At 66.2% G+C, this 15210-nt stretch carries 11 protein-coding genes; 8 read left to right on the top strand and 3 right to left on the bottom strand.

What is annotated here, in order from left to right; all coding sequences use genetic code 11:
- The first annotated feature begins 177 nt into the window (after nucleotides 1-177).
- Both ACYX7E_RS04165 and ACYX7E_RS04170 read left to right on the top strand, forming a co-directional pair.
- Nucleotides 178-378 carry a hypothetical protein gene (locus ACYX7E_RS04165; RefSeq protein ID WP_462079298.1) on the top strand — a complete coding sequence of 67 codons (201 nt, stop codon included), beginning with the start codon at nucleotides 178-180 and terminating at the stop codon, nucleotides 376-378.
- The gene (locus ACYX7E_RS04170; RefSeq protein ID WP_462079299.1) at nucleotides 372-1358 is read left to right on the top strand and encodes an MFS transporter; all 987 of its coding nucleotides are present in this window, start codon (nucleotides 372-374) and stop codon (nucleotides 1356-1358) included. The genes ACYX7E_RS04165 and ACYX7E_RS04170 overlap by 7 nt, the downstream gene beginning before the upstream one ends.
- Before the next feature lie 10 nt (nucleotides 1359-1368).
- Here the strand turns inward: ACYX7E_RS04170 and ACYX7E_RS04175 are convergent, their stop codons facing one another.
- Nucleotides 1369-1710: a hypothetical protein gene (locus ACYX7E_RS04175; RefSeq protein ID WP_462079300.1), complete on the bottom strand. Its 342-nt coding sequence runs from the start codon at nucleotides 1708-1710 to the stop codon at nucleotides 1369-1371.
- A gap of 546 nt (nucleotides 1711-2256) precedes the next feature.
- On the opposite strand from ACYX7E_RS04175, the gene ACYX7E_RS04180 reads away from it, so the two are divergent.
- The 4 genes from ACYX7E_RS04180 to ACYX7E_RS04195 all read left to right on the top strand — a co-directional run bounded on the left by ACYX7E_RS04180 (nucleotide 2257) and on the right by ACYX7E_RS04195 (nucleotide 10304).
- On the top strand, nucleotides 2257-4857 hold the full coding sequence (locus ACYX7E_RS04180; protein ID WP_462079301.1) for a TonB-dependent receptor plug domain-containing protein: 2601 nt from the start codon (nucleotides 2257-2259) through the stop codon (nucleotides 4855-4857).
- Between the two features lie 754 nt (nucleotides 4858-5611).
- A complete protein-coding gene (locus ACYX7E_RS04185; RefSeq protein WP_462079302.1) occupies nucleotides 5612-7834 on the top strand; it encodes a TonB-dependent receptor in 2223 nt (740 codons plus the stop codon).
- Nucleotides 7835-7968: 134 nt separating this feature from the next.
- A complete protein-coding gene (locus tag ACYX7E_RS04190; protein ID WP_462079303.1) occupies nucleotides 7969-9381 on the top strand; it encodes a serine hydrolase domain-containing protein in 1413 nt (470 codons plus the stop codon).
- Complete coding sequence (locus ACYX7E_RS04195; RefSeq protein WP_462079304.1) at nucleotides 9381-10304, top strand: alpha/beta fold hydrolase; 924 nt, start codon at nucleotides 9381-9383, stop codon at nucleotides 10302-10304. The genes ACYX7E_RS04190 and ACYX7E_RS04195 overlap by 1 nt, the downstream gene beginning before the upstream one ends.
- A gap of 135 nt (nucleotides 10305-10439) precedes the next feature.
- Here the strand turns inward: ACYX7E_RS04195 and ACYX7E_RS04200 are convergent, their stop codons facing one another.
- Nucleotides 10440-11747, bottom strand: a complete 1308-nt coding sequence (locus ACYX7E_RS04200) for an amidohydrolase family protein (protein ID WP_462079305.1) — start codon at nucleotides 11745-11747, stop codon at nucleotides 10440-10442.
- On the bottom strand, nucleotides 11744-13141 hold the full coding sequence (locus ACYX7E_RS04205) for an amidohydrolase (protein WP_462079306.1): 1398 nt from the start codon (nucleotides 13139-13141) through the stop codon (nucleotides 11744-11746). Before ACYX7E_RS04205 ends, ACYX7E_RS04200 begins: the two co-directional genes overlap by 4 nt.
- Nucleotides 13142-13322: 181 nt before the next feature.
- Between ACYX7E_RS04205 and ACYX7E_RS04210 the strand changes: the two genes are divergently transcribed.
- Together ACYX7E_RS04210 and ACYX7E_RS04215 are read left to right on the top strand one after the other, a co-directional pair.
- Nucleotides 13323-14099 carry an AMP nucleosidase gene (locus tag ACYX7E_RS04210; protein WP_462079307.1) on the top strand — a complete coding sequence of 259 codons (777 nt, stop codon included), beginning with the start codon at nucleotides 13323-13325 and terminating at the stop codon, nucleotides 14097-14099.
- Between the two features lie 84 nt (nucleotides 14100-14183).
- Nucleotides 14184-14771 carry a DUF924 family protein gene (locus ACYX7E_RS04215; RefSeq protein WP_462079308.1) on the top strand — a complete coding sequence of 196 codons (588 nt, stop codon included), beginning with the start codon at nucleotides 14184-14186 and terminating at the stop codon, nucleotides 14769-14771.
- The last annotated feature ends 439 nt before the right edge of the window (nucleotides 14772-15210 follow it).

Genomic DNA, 15210 nt, shown 5'->3' on the forward strand with positions numbered 1-15210 from the left:
CGCGCGAGGCGCGCCTATAGTGCCGCCCGTCTGGTCCGCGGTTCCGCGTACCACGTAAGCGTTTACGTCAATCAACGCGCACCCCGTCCACCGGTCGTTCCGGTCGTGGCGCAGGTCGCGCGCAGATGGACTTCTGCCCGACCCGGCGTTGCCGGTGGACTTTCGAGGCCGTTGTCCATGTCCAGTTCTTCTTCTGCTTCCCTTCCCGTTCCCGGCGCGACGTTCCGCCTGGTGCGGTTATGCCTGGCGACCTTCGTCGCCTGCCTGACCATCACGCTCGTATTGCCGGTCCTGCCGGTGCATGTCCGCCATGTGCTGGGGTTCGGCGATGTCGTGGTCGCGGCATCGTCGGCCTGCAGTTCGTCTCCACCGTGCTGACGCGCGGCTATGCCGGTCGCATCGGCGATCTTTCCGGACCTGCGCGCGCGATGCGCCTGGGCTTGTGGCTGTTGGCCGGTTCCGGCCTTGCCTATGTGGCGGCGTCGCTGCAGGCCGGCAGTGCGCTGGCCTGGCTGGCATTGGGGCGGGTGCTTGCGGGCGCCGGCGAAAGCCTGGCGATCACCAGCATGCTGGCCTGGGGGATCGCGACGGTCGGTGGCGCGCGCGCGGGCCAGGTCATGACCTGGGTCGGCATGGCGATCTACAGCGCGTTGGCGGCCGGCGCGCCGTTGGGCGTGGCGCTGTCGGCGCGCACGGGGTTCATCGGTGTCGCGATCGTGTCGGCATTGCTGCCGCTGTTGGCATTCGCGCTGGTGGCGGGCGTGCCCGCGACGACACCGTTTGCCGGCGTGCGTCCGCCGCTGCGCGAGGTGCTCGCGCGAATCGCGTGGCCTGCTGTGGCACTGGCGTTGCAGGGGATCGGTTTTGCCGCGATCGGTGCGTTCGCAGTGTTGTACTTCCAGTCGCGGGGTTGGCAGGGCGCCGGCTGGCTGTTGACCGCGTTTGGTGTGGGCTTCGTGCTGGTGCGCCTGACGTTGGCGCGATTGCCCGACCGCTTTGGGGGCGCGCGCGTGGCCGCAGTGTCGATGCTGGTCGAAGGCATCGGACTGGCACTGCTGGCAGGGGCGGACGCGCCGACCACCGGCCTGGTCGGTGCGGCGCTGGCCGGCATGGGGTGCTCGCTGGTGTTTCCGGCGCTGGGTGTCGTTGTCGTGCAGCGCGTGCAACCGCAGGTGCGTGCGACCGCGCTGGGCGGCTATGCCGCGTTCCAGGACATCGCCTATGCGTTGACCGGGCCGTTGGCCGGGTTGATTGCGGCCGGCCTCGGCTATTCGGCAGTGTTCGCGATGGCGGCGTGCGCCGCGGTGGCGGGGGCAGGCGTAGCGATGGCGCTGCTGATCGCCGCGCGCCGCGGGTGAGTCCTGGTCGTCAGGCCGAGGTGACGTCGCGCAGCTGCCAGGTATGACCCGCCAGCAGGCGCAGGCGATGCTTCAGGATGTCGCCGGGGATCGACGTGATCACCGTCAGTTCGATCTGCAGGTCCTGCTGTCGCCCCTGCACGCTTGCGCCGGGATCGGTGACGCCAAGGCCGGGGTCGACTTCGTCGGGCTCGGGCTGTCTGTCGCGCCACTGCTGGAACAGGCCGTCGCTGGCGAGGGCTTGTTGCAGCTCCTGCGCAAGTCCTTCGGCGCCTTGCGAATGAAACGGGAGTTCCCCGGCTGCGCGCGCCTTGCTGGCATCTGGGAGCGTAATGAAATAACGGGTTGCCATGGAGGTCTTCTATGGATGGGCGTTCGTAGTCAGCGTATCAGTCCGGCGTCAACAATGCGTCACGACGTTCCACCATTGGTGGCGCGCAAGTGATCGAGGCAGTGGGAGGGCATGCGAATGCCCAACAAGTGCATGCGGTGGCACCACTCGGAAGATGCATCAAGCCTGTCCGATCGCGATCGGAGACGAAGACCGTGCCGTTCTACTGCGAGGCGTCCACGAGGCATTCGTTGATGCCGATGTCGCCGTATGTAGCGTGATGCAATCGCATGGCTGAAAACAAACACGATGTCCTGCGCAACGCCCGATTTTTCCATATTGCGAACGGGCGAGAGAGCCGTGTATACGCACGCGCGTACAACGCATCGCGCAGTGCGACGTTCGCATCGGTATGGATAACCTGGCGTTATGGCAACTCGGTGGATATTCATTGGAAGCCCTGGAAATGGCTACCTATGCTCGAAATGAACGTATTCGAAACATGTGCGAATCATCAGCGCCTGGATACGTCTGCACAACGCCATGTTCCGTCTTCTGGAGAAGCCCGTGCCACGCCACCACCACGACCACGCCGCACTCTTTGCTACATCATCCAACGGCGCGCGCTTGCGCTGTCGCGTCAATCCTCTGGCCTGGCTGGTGTCGGCGGTGTTGTTGTCCGGTCTGTCGGGCGTGGCGTTGGGCAATGACGTCGCCATTCCGGCTGACGTGCTCGATGACAAGCAGGTCGATGCACAGGTTGCGCCGGCCGCGACGCCCACATCTGGCGAGCCGGCCACGCTGGATACCGTGGTGGCCACCGGTACGCGTTTCAACAATCGCACCGTGCTCGAGTCGCCCGTGCCGATCGACGTCCTCTCGCAGGAAGACCTGCGCAGTGGCGGCTACAGCGACACGCCTTCGGCGCTGGCCGCACTGGTCCCGTCGGTGAACTTCCCGCCGACCAACACGTCCTCGAGCAACGCCTTCCAGCGCCGTCTGACGATGCGCGGCCTCAATGCCTCGCAGGTGTTAGTGCTGGTCAATGGCAAGCGCCGGCATTTCGGCGTCAATGCGTCCAATGCGGCAGTCGACTTCAATGCCCTGCCGCCCACCGCGATCAGCCGTATCGAGGTGCTGCGCGACGGCGCGGCGGCGCAGTATGGGTCGGACGCGATCGCCGGCGTGGTCAACGTGATCCTGCGCAAGGACCTGGGTACCGAGGTCAGCACGACCGTCGGTCAGACCTACAAGGGTGACGGATCCACGGTCGAGACCAATCTCGACCATGGCTTCGAGATCGGCGATGGCGGCTTTCTGCACACCTCGCTGTACTACCGGCACCGTGACACCACCAACCGGCAGGGCTATGACAAGCGGCAGATGTACTTCGGTCAGCGCAATGGCCAGCCGATCATCTTCCCGACCGTCAGCGCCACCGATCACACCCCGGTGCTGCTGCCTGGCGATATGCTGGATCCGCGTGAGGCGACCATCGACCGCAAGCGCACCTACCGTATTGGCGACCCGAAGAGCGAAGAGGCCGGTGTGTTCTTCAATGCCGAGCTGCCGGTCGGGGATTTTGATCTGTACGCCTTCGGCGGCGGATCGCGCCGCGAGGTCGAGACGCCGTTCGTGTTCCGTACTCCGAAGGACAACAACAACGTCCGCGAGATCCATCCCGACGGCTTCCAGCCGAGCATGCTGGGTATCGTGTCCGATGCGTCGCTGTTTGTCGGCATCAAGGGCATGCTCGGCGAGTGGAACCTCGACGCCAGTCAGGGCTGGGGTACCAACAACACCCGTCCGTATCCGAAGAACACCGTCAATGCCTCGATGGGCACCGCGAGCCCGACCGAGTTCTACGCCGGCAAGTACGCCGTGCAGCAAGCCGTGACCAACTTCGATCTGAGCCGCGCCGTGGATCTGGGCTGGCAGTCGCCCCTGTACCTGGCGATGGGTGCCGAGTACCGCTGGGATGCGTTCAAGACCGAGGCCGGTTCGCTGGCCAGTTACCAGCATGGGGGCGTGCCGATTCTCGACGGACCGAACGCCGGCGGCGTGGCTGCGGGTGGATCGCAGGGCTTCGGCGGCATCCGTCCGGAGGACGTGGTCGATGTCGATCGCAGCAACTATGCGCTGTACGTCGACGCTGAAGCTTTGTTCTTCGATCGCCTGACCGTGTCCGGCGCTGCGCGCTTCGAGCGCTACAGCGACTTCGGCAACACCCTCGACGGTAAGCTGTCGTTCCGCTACGAAATCAATCCGCAGTTCGCCTTGCGTGGTAGCGCCAGCACCGGATTCCGCGCGCCCACCCTGGTCGACAGCTACTACACCAGCACCGAGTCGAACTTCTTCGACGGTCAGTCCTTCGTGACCCGCCGCTTCCCGCCGACCAGTGCGGTCGGTCGTTTGATGGGAGCGGCGGACCTGTCGCCGGAAGAGTCGGTCAGCGTCAGCTTCGGTGCGACCTTCCAGCTCGGGGACAGGTTCGACTTCACCGCGGATCTGTACCAGGTCGACGTCAAGGACCAGCTGACCGCGTCGAGCATCTTCAACGATGCCAAGGCCCGGGCGTTCTTTGCGGCCAATGGCTTTCCGAATGTGCAGGGCGCCAGCTTCATGACCAATGCGCTCGATTCACGGGTCCGTGGTCTGGATTTGACCGGTCGCTACAACGTCGAGTTCGACCACGGTGGCAAGCTGACCCTGACCACGGCGATCAATCTCAACAACCGCAAGATCACCCGCGTCACCGACAGCCCGGATGCGCTCAAGGAGATCACCGACATCCCGCTGATCAACCGAGCTCCTCTGCTGTCGTATGCCAACTCGCTGCCGCGTCGCAATATCAATCTGTCGGCCAACTACAGCCTGGGTGACTGGTCGCTGTTCGCCCGCACCATGCGCCACGGCCAGTACGCCATCGCCAGCGCCAATCCGATCTTCGATCAGGCCTATGGCGCGAAGTGGATCACCGATGTCAGTGCGACGCGGCGTATCGGCGAGCGCTATGAAGTCACGATCGGAGCCAACAACGTCTTCGACACCTATCCCGATGAAGTCAGCGCCGCCAACAATCCCTGGGGATCGATCAAGTACAGCCCGTCGAGCCCGTTCGGCTTCAATGGTGGCTATTACTACCTCCGCTTGAAGGCGCGCTTCTGACGCTCCGGCAAGGCCGCGGGGTCGCCTCGACCCCGCCCCGATTCTCCCCGCTCCAGGCCCAGGTCTGGCGGCCTGCGGCCCCGGGTCGCGTCGTGAGGTTCCGGCGCGGCGGTGGGCTGCGCGCGTCCTGACGCAAGCGTGGGGCGCCACAGGGCATAACCTGGGGTTATGCCTCCTTCGACGATATTCATTGGAGCGCTTCCGGGGGCGTGCCTATGCTCGGGACGAACGTAAGCGGCGCGCCTGGGTTGCAGGGGCATCAAGGGTTCCGCCGTGTCCCGGCACGATCCGATCGCTTGGATGCGGTCAGTCCTTCAGCTTTTCCGGCTCGGCACATCCTCTCCCGCTTCGCCGGTCATCAGCAGCGTGCAGGCGAGAGATTGACAATTCTCTGATTGGGACTATTTTAGCCTAAATAGGTTTGCACAGCCACCTTCTTCAGGAGCAGCCAGTGTCACGAACCCATCAGATCCTTGGCACCTGCCCGCGACGGTCCTGAACGACCGCGCACCGCGGCGCCCAGGATGGCAGCTGCGGATGACAGACAGTCACGGCATCGGCTACCGGGGCCGCTGACCACAGCGTCCAGTCCCGGACGGCCGGGCACCGCAGAATTCGTCACCGCTTTTGCGCGACCACCCGTCTGGATGCCTCGCGCCTTGTTCCGCCTTGTTACGACCGATTCCCCCGCACGACGACCGCCTTCCTGCCCCCGACCCCGGGCTTCCACCTCCGATATCGAGACGCCACCACCATGAGTAACCGCTCGCCCCGAATCACCACGTTGTCGTTGGCCTGCGCCGCAGGCGTCCTGGCCCTGGCCTGCAGTGCGACGGCATTGGCGCAGGATGCGACCGCCCCGACCAGTCGCGAGGGTGTGCAGACGCTCGAGACCGTGACCGCGACCGCGCAGAAGCGCGTGCAGGTGGTGACCGAGATTCCGATGTCGATCAGCGTCATCGGCGAAGAGCAGCTCGATCGCCTGCAGGTCAACAACGTCAACAATCTCGCGGGTCTGGTTCCCGGTCTGCAGGTGTCCAGCCTGGGTTGGCCCGGGCGCACGCTGGTTGCGATCCGCGGCATCATGCCGATGGGCAACACGGCATCGACCGCGATCTATGTCGACGACATCCCGTTGACGCCCAATGGCTCGCTGTCGGGCGGCACCTCCGGCATCTTCGACATGCTGCCCTACGATCTGCAGAGCGTTGAAGTGCTGCGCGGTCCGCAGGGCACCCTCTACGGCGCCAGCGCGCTCGGCGGCCTGGTCAAGTACGTGGCCAAGCGGCCTGATCTCGAGAACTTCGAAGGTCGTGCCGGTGGCACCGTCAGCGTCATCGATGATGGTGGCGAAGTCGGCTATGCCGGCCGCGCGGCCATCAATGCGCCGCTGATCGACGGCAAGCTGGCCCTGCGTGTCAGCTATGCCGAACAGACCACGCCGGGCTGGGTCGACAACACTGTGCTGCGCCGTCGCGACACCAACGACGTGAGCCAGAACGCTGGTCGTCTGGCTTTGCTGTGGAAGCCGAGCGAGACGGTCGAGGTGATGCTGTCCGCCCTGACCCAGAAGAACAAGGGCGACAACATCGCCACCATCGCGCTTGATCGGGTCACCCTGGAGCCCAAGCTGCCGGGTCACGCCAACGAGTTCCTGTTCATGCAGCCGAGCACGATCGACACGGACATCTACGGGTTGAGCGTGGACTGGGACCTGGGTTGGGCCGATTTCAGCTCGTCCACCAGTTGGATGGATTCCAACACCTGGCGCCTGCAGGACCTGTCGGCCGAATACGTGCCGTTGCTGGGCGGCGTCCCCGGCGTCGGCCCGGTCGTGGCGTATGCGGCGCTCGATACCGACATCAGCCTGACCAAGTTGACCCAGGAGTTCCGTCTGACGTCCAAGGGTGGCGGCCGCCTGGAATGGCAGGTCGGCGCGTTCTACACCGATGAAGACGCCGATTACATCGAGTTCGGAGATGCATTGAATCCGACCTGGAACCCGGTGGCTTCGATTTTCACCGCCAGCGTGTTGACCAACTATCGCGAAAAGGCACTGTTCGGCAACACGACGTGGAAGTTCAACGACAAGTTCGACCTCGCGTTGGGTCTGCGCTATGCCCAGAACGACCAGGTCTTCGACCAGCGCCTGGGCGGCCTGCTGGGCGGTGGACAGGCCTACGTGGGCAACTCGTCGGAGAGCGTGACCACGTGGAGCGTCAGCCCGCGCTACTTCTTCGGCAAGGACAGCATGCTGTACCTGCGGGCTGCGACCGGCTATCGCGCCGGCAGTCCGAACCCGTTGATCGCGAACGCCTCCGAGGTTCCGCGGCAGGTCGATTCGGACACCCTGACCAACTACGAGTTGGGCCTGAAGACCCATCTGTGGGAGCGTCGCGCCCTGGTGGAAGTGGCAGCGTTCCGGATCAACTGGGAGGACATCCGCCTGAATCTGGCCACGGCGCAGGGCATTTCCTATGGCCTCAATGGTGGTGGCGCCCGCAGCCAGGGCGTGGAATTCACCGGCTCGCTGATGCCGGTGGACGGTCTGCGCCTGAGTGCCAGCCTGGCATATACAGACGCCGAGTTGACCTCGCCGATTCCCGGCCAGGCGCCGGCGGGTACCCCGCTGCCGCAGGTGCCGGAATGGACGGGCAGTCTGCAGGCGTTCTATGAGTTCCCGACGTCCGGCGAATGGGTCTGGGGCGTGGGCGGCGCGCTGCGCTACTACGGCGAACGTCCGCTCTCGGTGGCGGCGGCGCAGTCGGTCGATCTGGACAGCTACAGCCTCCTGGATCTGACGGCCCAGGTGAGCAGCCAGAACACGACGTGGCGCTTCTTCGTCACCAATGCCACCAACGAGGACACCTTCACTGCCGCCAGCCGGACCATGTATGGTTCGGCGGTGCTGACCCGCTGGAACGGCGTGATGCTGCAACCGCGCACGGTCGGTGTGTCGTTCGACTACCGGTTCTGACCGCTGGATGAGCGTGCGTGACCGCGCGGCCAACGCCGCGCCTGCTTTGCAATGACGCTGCGGCGCCTGCTCCGGCAGGCGCCGCAGTTGCTTGACCCCTACTGTTTTCTGATGACTCCAGAAAGGCAAAACCGATGAAGTCGATGTTGATGCTGGCGATGTCCCTGTGTCTGTACGCCGGGCAGGGGATGGCGGCGGACCCGAAACCGGTGGCGCCCGATGCGGCCATCGATCTCGATGCTGTCAGGCGCGTCATCGCCGATCCGGCTGGCCTGGCGGCGCCCGGTTGTACCGCGTCGGCATTCCGCGATGGTCGCCAGCTGTTCGCGGTCGCGTCCGGCGCGGCGGACCTGGCCAGTGGCAAGCCGCTCGACCAGCGCACGCTGTTCTACGCGGCGTCGGTCTCCAAGCAGTTCACCGCGCTCGCGGTCGCGCAACTGGCTGTCGCAGGCAAGATCGATCTCGACGGCGACGTGCGCCGCTATCTGCCGGAGCTGCCGCAGTACGAGGCGACGATCACCCCGCGGATGCTGCTCAACCATACCTCGGGCATCGCCGACTGGTTGGGCGTTGCAGGCCTGCTGGGCGTGTCCGACTGGGGTTCGCTGGAGAAGCGCCAGGCGCTGGGGATGATCTACGCGCAGCCCGCCACCGCCTTTACGCCGGGTACGCGTTTCAGCTATTCCAATGGGGGCTACCTGCTGCTGGCGGAACTGGTCGAGCGGGTGTCGGGGACGGCATTTCCCGAGTACGTGTCGGCGAACATCCTGCGCCCGATGGGCATGCGCGATGGGGACTTCCTCGCCGGCAAGCGCCGGCAGGGCGCGGGCATCGCGCACGGCTACGTGCCCGAAGGCGATGGCTACGTGCTGCGCGATACCTATCCGGCGATCGGCGGTTCCGGCGGCCTGATGATCAGTGCCGACGATTTTGCCAAGTACGAATACGACATTGCCGTGGGCCACAAGGTCTGGACCGATGCGGTCCGCAAGATCATGTTGCAGCCGGGCGTCCTGTCCGATGGCAAGCCGGCCGATCGCCTACCGGGGCTGGCCTATGCCGGTGGCCTGCTGGTGGGTGTCCGCGACGGCCAGACGGTGGTCGAACACGCGGGTGGCGCGGAAGCGTTCCGCACCCAGTTCCTGCGCCTGCCCGAACATCGCCTCGCGGTCGTCGTGCTGTGCAACCGTGGCGACTGGAATCCGAACGTGCGGGCCGACGCGATCGCCGATCTGGTCACCGGTACGTCGCTGTGGAAGGACGGTGCGCCGATGCCGGAAGTGGCGGGCCGCTTCGTCGCCGCCGAGCAGGACACGCAGTACCAGCTTGCCCCGGTCGAGGGCGAGCGCCTGCGCGTGACGATCACCTCGCCGTTCACGCCCGAGGGCGGTGAACAGGTGGTGCTCAAGCGGGGTGCCAAGGGCGCGTTCGACAGCGACGTCGGGTCCCGGCGCCCGTTGCGGATCGAATTCGAGCCCGGCGGCATGGCCATCAAGGCCTCGATCGCCGGCACCAATACTCTGCGCCTGCTGCGGGAGCAGAACTGATGTTGCCGACGATGACGCCGTTGCGCGTACCGCGCTGGCTGAAGATTGCGCTGATCACGGTGGCGCTGCTGCTGGTGGTCGCGGTGATTGGCCTGTTCGTGATGATCAAGCGCAGTGGCTGCTCATCCGATCCTCCGTTCCCGGCAGAGGTCCGAACCGCGATGGTCGATGGCAAGCGCGTGGCCTGGTCGCTGAGCGGCGAGGCCGGCGAAGGTCGCCCGACGATGGTGTTGATCACCGGCCTTGGCAACAGCCAGATGACGTTCGCGTCGGTCCTGGCCGGACTGGCGGAACACGGCCAGGTCATCACCTACAGCCGGCTGGGGTATTGCGGCAGCGACGCCGCGCCCGAGGGTCCGCGCGATGCCGCGACGATGGCTGCCGAGTTGCATGGCCTGCTGCGCGAAACCGGCGTGCCCGGCCCGTATGTCCTGGTCGGCCATTCGCTGGGCGGACTGATTGCCGAGTACTACGCGGCGCAGTATCCGCAGGACGTCGCCGGGCTGGTGTTCGACGATGCCCGCGCATCCGACTTCCAGTTGCGTTGCATCGCGACGCTGGGAGCCGAGCACTGTGCCGACCCCTGGTGGGTGAAGTACGTGCTGGTGCTGGCGCGTCCGCAGGCGCGTGAGTTCTCCGCGCTGGAAGCGACCGAAGCCCAGGTCCGCGACCTGCAGGTGACGCCGCGCGTTCCCGCGCTGGTGCTGTCGGCGGGCATCCTCAAGCGTGGCGATGGCAATGATTTCCTGAAGGTCTGGCACCAGAGCCAGTACGGACTGGCCGAACGCTATGGTGCGCGCCAGGTCACTTTCGACGACAGTGCGCATTTCCTGCATACCGAACAGCCGGCGCGCTTCATCGAACTGGTCGGCGGCTTCTACGATGCATTGCCGACACAGGCGACGGCCGCGCCAACACCCTGATCTGCGTTGAGTGCCGCTCCCTTGTGCGTGTGGAGCGGCCATGGCCGCGAACGGTCTTCGATCGTTGCGACGCTTCTTTTCGCGCCCGTGGGCGCTCCCTCAAATGGCCGGCAGTCAGGCTGCCGGCAGTGCCGCTTACTGCACGCGGGCCGGATAGGCCAATGGCAACTGGCCCGATTCCGCCGACGGCGTGCCGCGCAGGTAGCGGTCGCGCAGTTCGGTCTGGCGCGAGCGCATGTCGATCGCGCGACCGTTGAACCAGACCTGGCGTGCGGTGTTGGCGACGTCCAGCGGATCGCCGGTCCACAACACCAGGTCCGCGGTCTTGCCGACGGCGATGCTGCCCAACTGGTCGCCGACGCCGAAGGTCTCGGCGGGGATCCGCGTCAGTCCGGCCAGACCGTCCTGCCACGGCAGGCCGTTGGCGACCGCGTTGCCGGCGAGCTGGCGCACCTTGCGCGCGTTGTGTGAGGCGTCGTTGGACTGCGAGAAGCCGACGCTGACACCGGCCGCCTGCAGGCGCGCGGCATTCTCCAGCGTGGCGCCCAGCTGATCGAAGTCGGAGGGCAGGTTGACCAGCGGATCGACGAAGACCGGCACGTTGGCGGCGGCCAGTTGCGGTGCGAGCTTCCAGGCTTCGGCGCCGCCGGCGATGGCGATGCGCAGCTTGTGCTTCTGCGACCAGCGCAGCAGCTGGCGGATGTCGGAGGCGCGATGCACGTAGACCACGATGCGACCGCCGCCATCGACATAGCGCGCCAGCGCGGTGCGTCCGGCCGGCGTCAGCAGCGCGAACTGTGAGTCCGATGTGATGCGTCCGCGCAGTTCGTCGACCAGCTGGTCCAGCAACAGCCACTGGCCTGCGCGCGAGCTGCCGCTGAGGTTGGCCGCGCTGCTGCCCAGCGACAGGAACAGCGCCTTCGGGCCGGCCGGGTCGGGGCTGCCATCGAGGCGCAGCACCGCGCCCTGGCCGCCGATAATCGAACCGCCGGGTACGCTGGCCGCGCTGAGCAGGGTGAAGCCGATACCTTCGACGCGCGTGATCGGCACCAGGATCGAGTCCGGGTTGTAGGCCAGGGTCACGTCGAACTCCGGCCGCACCGTGATGTCCTTGGCGCCATTGCCGAGCGCGAGGCGGGCGTCGGTGGTCGCATCCTCGCCGGTGACTTCCTCGACGCCGATGCCGGTGATGCCGCCGAAGAACGTCGGCGTCAGCGGCTGGCCCTGGGCATCGACGACCTGCACGCCGTCGGCGGACAGACCCTGGCCGATCGCCGCGATGCGGCCGTTGCGGACCAGCACGTCGCTGCCTTCCAGCGTGCCGCGCGCGCTGGCGGTGTGCACGGTGGCGTTGCGGATCAGCACGTCCTGCGCGGACGCGGCCAGACTGGTGCAGGCGAGCAGCGCGAGCGTCAGCACGCGGGTGGAGAGGCGGCCGTTCATTTCGCACCTCCGGCCAGCGGCTGGCCAAGCAGGAAGTCGGATACCGGCTGGCGTGAGCGGTCCTTGCGGTCGTAGACATGCGCGCCGTCGATCCAGACCTGTTCTGCCTGTGCGTAGACGCTGAAGGGATTGCCGTTCCAAAGCACCACGTCGCCCATCTTGCCGGCCTCCAGCGTGCCGGTGCGTTCCAGCACGCCCAGCGACTTCGCTGCGTTCTCGGTCAGCCAGCGGATCGCGCGTTCCGGCGCGATCTCGATGCCGACGCGGCGCGCATTGGCAATGACCTTGGCCGCTTCCTGGTTGAGCCGCTGGATGCCTTCCTCGGAATCGGAATGCACGATCGCGCAGCTGCCGGCCGGACGGTCGACCATCGCGATGTTTTCCTGGATGCCGTCCCAGGCTTCCATCTTGAAGCCCCACCAGTCGGCCCACAGCGCGCCGCAGATGCCTTCGGCGGCCAAGCGGTCGGACAGCTTGTAGGCCTCGACGCCATGATGGAAAGCGGCGATGCGGAAATTGAATTCCTTGGCCAGGTCGATCATCACCGCCATCTCGTCGGCGCGGTAGCAGTGGATGTGCACCAGCACGTCGCCGTTCATCGCGCCGGACAGCGTGTCCAGTTTGAGGTCGCGCTTGCCGGGATCCTTGCCGTCGCGCTTGCGTGCGTATTCGGCGGCGTCGATGAAGGCCGCGCGGTAGCCGGCGACATTGCCCATGCGCGTCGCCGGGCCGCCCTTCTGGCCGTAGACGCGCTTGGGGTTCTCGCCGCAGGCCATCTTCAGGCCATGCGGCGCATCGGGGAATTTCATCGCCTGCACGGACGTCGCGTAAACGTTCTTCAAGGTGACGCCGCGTCCGCCGACCAGGTTGGCCGAGCCGGGCAGGATCTGCAGCGAGGTGATGCCGCCGGCCAGCGCCGCGGCGAAGCCGGGATCCTGCGGCCACACGGAATGCTCGGCCCAGACCTGTGCGGTCACCGGCGCGGTGGCTTCGTTGCCGTCGCTGTGCGCGTTTGCGCCGGGGCTGGGGTAGACACCCAGGTGCGAGTGCACGTCGATCAGGCCGGGCGTGACCCACTTGCCGGTGCCGTCGACGCGGGTGGCATTGGCCGGTGCGCTGAGACCGGTGCCGACGGCGACGATCCTGCCATCCTGCAGCAGTACGTCCGCGCCTTCGAGCCGCTGGCCATTGCCGACCAGCACGGTCGCGCCGCTGATCAGCACCGGCGGCGATGCGATGACGCGGTACTGGCTGGGGTAGGGGGCGTCCTGCGCCGTCGAGGTGGACGATGACGTGGACGCGGGCGCGGCGTCCTGGCTGCGGGTATGCGCGCAGCCGGCCAGCAGCACGACGGCCAATGCCGCGGCCAGTGGCTGGAAAGAGGGTCGTAGCATGGTGGTCTCCCCGGATGATCCCGACACAGTAGCCGCGATGGCGGCGCGGGCCAAGCCGGGGCGGTGCCCTCGGTGCCGGCCTGCGATCAGGGCTTGGGGTCCTCGGCTTGGGTCCGCGCGGCCTGTGACAGAATGGCCGCCGCAGGCACGGGCAGGCGCGTGCGAGGGCAATGGAGGCGTCATGAAGGACAAGGAACAGATCGTTGGCAACTGGTTGCCGCGCTACACCGGCGTGCCGCTCGACCAGTTCGGCGAACACATCCTGCTGACCAACTTCGGCGGTTACCTGGGGCATTTCAGCCGCTTGACCGGTGCCGAGGTCGTGGGCCTGGACCGTCCGATGCCCAGTGCCACCATCGATGGCATCACGATGATCAATTTCGGCATGGGCAGCCCAAACGCTGCGACGATGATGGACCTGTTGTCGGCCATCATGCCCAAGGCCGTGCTGTTCCTCGGCAAATGCGGCGGACTGAAGAAGAAGAACCAGCTCGGCGACCTGGTGCTGCCGATCGCGGCGATCCGGGGCGAGGGCACGTCCAACGATTACCTGTTGCCGGAGGTGCCTGCGCTGCCTGCCTTTGCATTGCAGCGTGCGGTGTCGACGATGATCCGTGACCTCGGCCACGACTACTGGACCGGCACGGTCTACACCACCAACCGCCGCGTCTGGGAACACGACGATGCGTTCAAGGAGCGCCTGCGGCTGATGCGCTGCATGGGCGTGGACATGGAAACCGCGACGATCTTCGCGGCGGGTTTCGCCAACCGTATTCCTGCCGGGGCGCTGCTGCTGGTCAGCGACCAGCCGATGGTGCCGGAAGGTGTCAAGACCGAGGCCTCCGATGCGAAGGTCAGCGCGGATTTCGTGGAGCGCCACATCCACATCGGCATCGAGGCCCTGAAGCTGATCCGCCGCCACGGCAAATCGGTGCGCCACCTGCGTTTCGACGAGTAGTCGTGCGCCATCCGCGTCGGCACGCGCACGCAGCGTGAACGAGGCGTGGTCAGCGGTAGCGCTGGCATTGGGTATGCTGGCGCCATGAACACATCCTCAGCGCAAGCATCCGCCTCCCTCACGTCTGTAGCCCCGTCGATCAAGCCGCAGGACATCATCGGGTTCTGGCGCAGCGCGGGGTTGGCCAAGTGGTTCAACGGCGGCGACGCTTTCGATGTCGAGTGCCGCGAACAGTTCCGTGACGCGCACCACGCTGCCGCGCGCCGGGAACTGGACGGCTGGCGGGGCGATGCCGATGGCATTCTGGCGTTGTTGCTGTTGCTCGACCAGATTCCGCGCAACATCTTCCGTGGCAGTGCGCATGCCTTCGCGACCGATCCGCTGGCGCTGCATGTCGCGGGTGTTGCGGTCGACGCGGGGCTCGATGCCCAGGTCGATCCGGAACTGCGTGCCTTTGTCTACTTGCCGTTCGAGCATTCCGAGGCGCTCGCCGACCAGCAGCGCTCGGTCGCGCTGTTCGCGACGCTTGGCAATCGCCAATACCAGGATTACGCGCACCAGCATCTGAAGGTCATCGAGACCTTCGGCCGCTTCCCGCACCGCAACCATGTGTTGGGGCGGGTCAATACGCCGGATGAACAAGCCTGGCTGGACGCGGGCGGCGGCTTCTGAGGGTTTTTCTTCTTTTATCAAAGGATGGGCTTGGTCGGCTTCGGAAGCTGCGTCTCCCCGTCCAGGGCTTGCTGCTCGGTGCGGTCAGCCCGTGCCGCTACGCTGCCCTCTCCGGCTCGGTGAAGCACGCCGGGCGTTCGCATGGGCCGAGGTCTTCTAAGGCGAGGACGCGACAGGCCTGCTGAGGCCGCACTCACGACGCTGGCGGCAGTGGCGGGTTGGGCGGAGGTTGCGCCGAGCACGCCATGGATGGCGTGCACCCGAGTCAGGGCAGGATGCCCTGACCGAGGGAAGAGCAGCCGCAGCCCGACACTCCGCTACAAATCCAGCACCGGCGATCCGGCGTTTGCTTTTTCCTCTTCTAAGCGAAGCAAAGCAGACACATTGTTGGCTTCGGAAGCTGCATCGCCCCGTCCAGGGATTACTCCTCGGCTCGGTC

The sequence above is a fragment of the Luteimonas sp. RIT-PG2_3 genome (assembly GCF_054902115.1).

Bases quoted from the DNA above. Each gene is read 5' to 3' on its own strand.
- ACYX7E_RS04165 (WP_462079298.1), top strand. From the start codon at position 178: ATGTCCAGTTCTTCTTCTGCTTCCCTTCCCGTTCCCGGCGCGACGTTC.
- ACYX7E_RS04175 (WP_462079300.1), bottom strand. From the start codon at position 1,710: ATGGCAACCCGTTATTTCATTACGCTCCCAGATGCCAGCAAGGCGCGC.
- ACYX7E_RS04185 (WP_462079302.1), top strand. From the start codon at position 5,612: ATGAGTAACCGCTCGCCCCGAATCACCACGTTGTCGTTGGCCTGCGCC.
- ACYX7E_RS04190 (WP_462079303.1), top strand. From the start codon at position 7,969: ATGAAGTCGATGTTGATGCTGGCGATGTCCCTGTGTCTGTACGCCGGG.
- ACYX7E_RS04195 (WP_462079304.1), top strand. From the start codon at position 9,381: ATGTTGCCGACGATGACGCCGTTGCGCGTACCGCGCTGGCTGAAGATT.
- ACYX7E_RS04200 (WP_462079305.1), bottom strand. From the start codon at position 11,747: ATGAACGGCCGCCTCTCCACCCGCGTGCTGACGCTCGCGCTGCTCGCC.
- ACYX7E_RS04205 (WP_462079306.1), bottom strand. From the start codon at position 13,141: ATGCTACGACCCTCTTTCCAGCCACTGGCCGCGGCATTGGCCGTCGTG.
- ACYX7E_RS04210 (WP_462079307.1), top strand. From the start codon at position 13,323: ATGAAGGACAAGGAACAGATCGTTGGCAACTGGTTGCCGCGCTACACC.
- ACYX7E_RS04215 (WP_462079308.1), top strand. From the start codon at position 14,184: ATGAACACATCCTCAGCGCAAGCATCCGCCTCCCTCACGTCTGTAGCC.